The organism is Streptomyces sp. NRRL WC-3549 (genome assembly GCF_000721935.1).
Lineage (GTDB): Bacteria > Actinomycetota > Actinomycetes > Streptomycetales > Streptomycetaceae > Streptomyces.
The window spans coordinates 33816-36544 of sequence record NZ_KL585399.1 but is presented as its reverse complement, the minus strand read 5'-3'; the positions used below and the strand labels follow the sequence as shown (position 1 = coordinate 36544).

Here is a 2729-nt window from a genome sequence, read left to right as displayed (position 1 = left end):
ATGTCACGGCCCGCGGCTCTCGTGCTGTGCTGCTGTGCCCCGGTGGGTCAGGCGGACTTCCTGCTGTCCCGCGGGTGCACTGCGATGTTCATGGCTCCGGAGCGGAGGACGGCCAGCCTCTCGGCCAGCACCTCCTCGAGTTCCTCGCGGGTGCGCCGCTCCATGAGCATGTCCCAGTGCGTACGCGCGGGCTTGCCCTTCTTCTCCTCGGGGCCGTCCCCGTCCACCAGGAGTGCCGTGGCGCCGCACGCCTTGCACTCCCACTCCGGCGGAATCTCCGCCTCTACCGAGAACGGCATCTCAAATCGATGGCCGTTCGGGCATGCGTACTCCACCGCCTGGCGCGGGGCCAGATCGATGCCGCGGTCCGTCTCGTAGCTGGTAACCACGAGTCGCGTGCCGCGGAGAGCTCGCTCACTCATGAATCGTGCCTCCCGGGCTTGTCGCCCACAGGACAGGTGTCGCTGTCGTCGTCATCCGGTCAACGTCCGGTCGGCGTCAAAGATTCCCGTTGCCGGTCCTGCGTCGCCCGTCGTGCCGCTGCTTTATCAGGGTTGAGTACCCACTGCCGCCCGGTTTGTCACCTATGGCGGAAGTTATCACCCAACGGTTCGGCTTCTTCCGCTCGCAGTAACGGTCCTCCGGTCAGGCCAGAGGCGTACACTACCGGCCTTTCACTTCAACGCCTAAATCCGTTCCGGAACGGGATTCCCCGCGGCGGCCACGCCTGCCCGCACGGGGACCCGCGCCAGCAGCACGGCACCGAGCGCGAAGAAGATCACCAGGGACAGGATGGCATCCCGGTAGCTTCCGGTCAGCTGATAGCCGAGACCGAACACCAATGGCCCCAGCCAACTGAGGCCCCGGTCGCTCATCTCGTACGCCGAGAAGTACTCGGCCTCCTTGCCGCGCGGCACCAGATGCGAGAACAGCGAGCGGGAGAGCGCCTGACTGCCGCCCAGCACCAGGCCGATCGCCGCCGCCAGGGTGTAGAAGAACACCGGCGCGCCGGCCGGCATCACGAAGGCGCCGGCCAGGATCAGCGTCCAGACGACCAGCGACGCCAGGATCGTGCGCTTCGCTCCGTGCGCCCGGGCCAGCCGCCCCATCCCGAGGGCCCCGGCCACCGCGAGCACCTGGACGAGCAGTACGGCGGTGATCAGCGTCGTCTGGTCGAGGCCCAGCTCCTCGGATCCGTAGACCGAGGCCTGCGAGATCACCGTCTGTATGCCGTCGTTGTAGACGAGGTAGGCCAGCAGGAACGCCAGCGTGACCGGATGGCGGCGCATGTCGCGCAGAGTCGCCAGCAGCTGCCGCCGGCCCGACCCCACCGCCCCCTCGCCGGAGGGTGCCACCCGCCGGTCGCGCAGCCGCCGCAGCGGCACCAGGGTGAAGGCGCCCCACCACACACCGGCCGAGGCGAGACAGATGCGGACCGCGTCCGGCTCGGAGAGGCCGAAGGAGTCGTGGCCCGTGTAGAGGACCAGGTTCAGGACGAGCACGAGCGCGCCCGAGGTGTAGCCGAACGCCCAGCCGCGCGAGGAGACCGCGTCGCGCTCCTGCGGAGTGGCGATCTGCGGCAGGTAGGCGTTGTACAGCACCATCGACACCGAGATCGACGCGTTGGCCACGATCAGCAGGAACGCCCCCAGCAGATAGCGCTGGCCGTCCAGGAAGAACATCGCCGCCGTCGCCGACGCCCCGGTGTACGCGGCCGCCGCGAGCAGCGGCTTCTTGCGCCCCGTCCGGTCCGCCGCGGCCCCGGCCAGGGGCATCACGAGCACCGCCACCACGATGGAGACGGACACGGAGTACGGGAAGAGCGAGCCCGCCCGCACGGGTATGCCCAAGGGGTGCACATACCCGTCCGCGTCGGCGGCGGCCTTCGCGACCGATGTCAGGTAGGGACCGAGGAAGACCGTGAGGACGCTGGTGGAGTAGACCGAACACGCGAAGTCGTAGAAGTACCAGCCGCGCTGTTCCCTCCTGCGGTCCACCGCCGGGTCGGCCGTTCCGTCGGTAGCCGTGTCGGTGCCGGTGCTCACGCGGCGTCCCCTCGCTCGTCCCGTGCGGACACCGCCGGCCCGGCGTCAGGCCCAGGCCCCCCGGTCGCTCAGCACCGTGCGCAGCGTCTCGATGTGATCGGTCATGATGCCATCCACCCCGAGGTCCAGGAGGGCCGCCATCCGTTCCGGTTCGTTGACGGTCCACACGTGGACCTGGAGTCCCCGGGAGTGTGCCGTGCGGACGAACGCCCGGTCCACCACCCGGACGCCGTTGCTGCTCTCCGGCACCTGGACGCAGACCGCGCCCGCCCGCACCGCGGCCGGAACGCCGTACGAGCGCAGCCGCAGCCCGAGCACGCCGCGCACCCCGTAGGAGGTCGCCAGCCGCTCGCCCGCGAGGCGGTGCGCCCGGGCGACCCTGGCCTCGGAGAACGAGCCCACGCACACCCGGTCCCAGGCGTCGGCCCGGCGGACCAGGCCGAGGAGCGGGCCGAGGGCGGCCTCCGCCTTGACGTCCACGTTCCAGCGGGCGTCGGGGAACTCCTCCAGCAGATCCTCGAAGAGCGGCAGCGGCTCGCTGCCCGCGACGCGTGCCCGGCTCACCTCGCTCCAGGGCAGCCGTGCGATCCGGCCCCGGGAGTCGGTCACCCGGTCCAGCGTGGCGTCGTGGAAGGCGACCAGGCGGCCGTCGGCGGTGGCGTGCACATCGGTCTCGAAGTAGCG

General features: G+C 70.5%; 3 protein-coding genes. All 3 read right to left on the bottom strand.

Translation table 11 applies throughout. The annotated features are described in order from the left end of the window. Positions 1–47: 47 nt before the first annotated feature. Positions 48–422 carry an RNA polymerase-binding protein RbpA gene (locus IH13_RS0115030; RefSeq protein ID WP_014044757.1) on the bottom strand — a complete coding sequence of 125 codons (375 nt, stop codon included), beginning with the start codon at positions 420–422 and terminating at the stop codon, positions 48–50. A gap of 264 nt (positions 423–686) precedes the next feature. Further along, positions 687–2045: an MFS transporter gene (locus tag IH13_RS0115025; protein ID WP_031084665.1), complete on the bottom strand. Its 1359-nt coding sequence runs from the start codon at positions 2043–2045 to the stop codon at positions 687–689. Between the two features lie 45 nt (positions 2046–2090). Further along, positions 2091–2729 (bottom strand): glycerophosphodiester phosphodiesterase family protein (locus IH13_RS0115020; protein WP_031084663.1); only part of this gene is annotated, 639 nt, incomplete at its 5' end.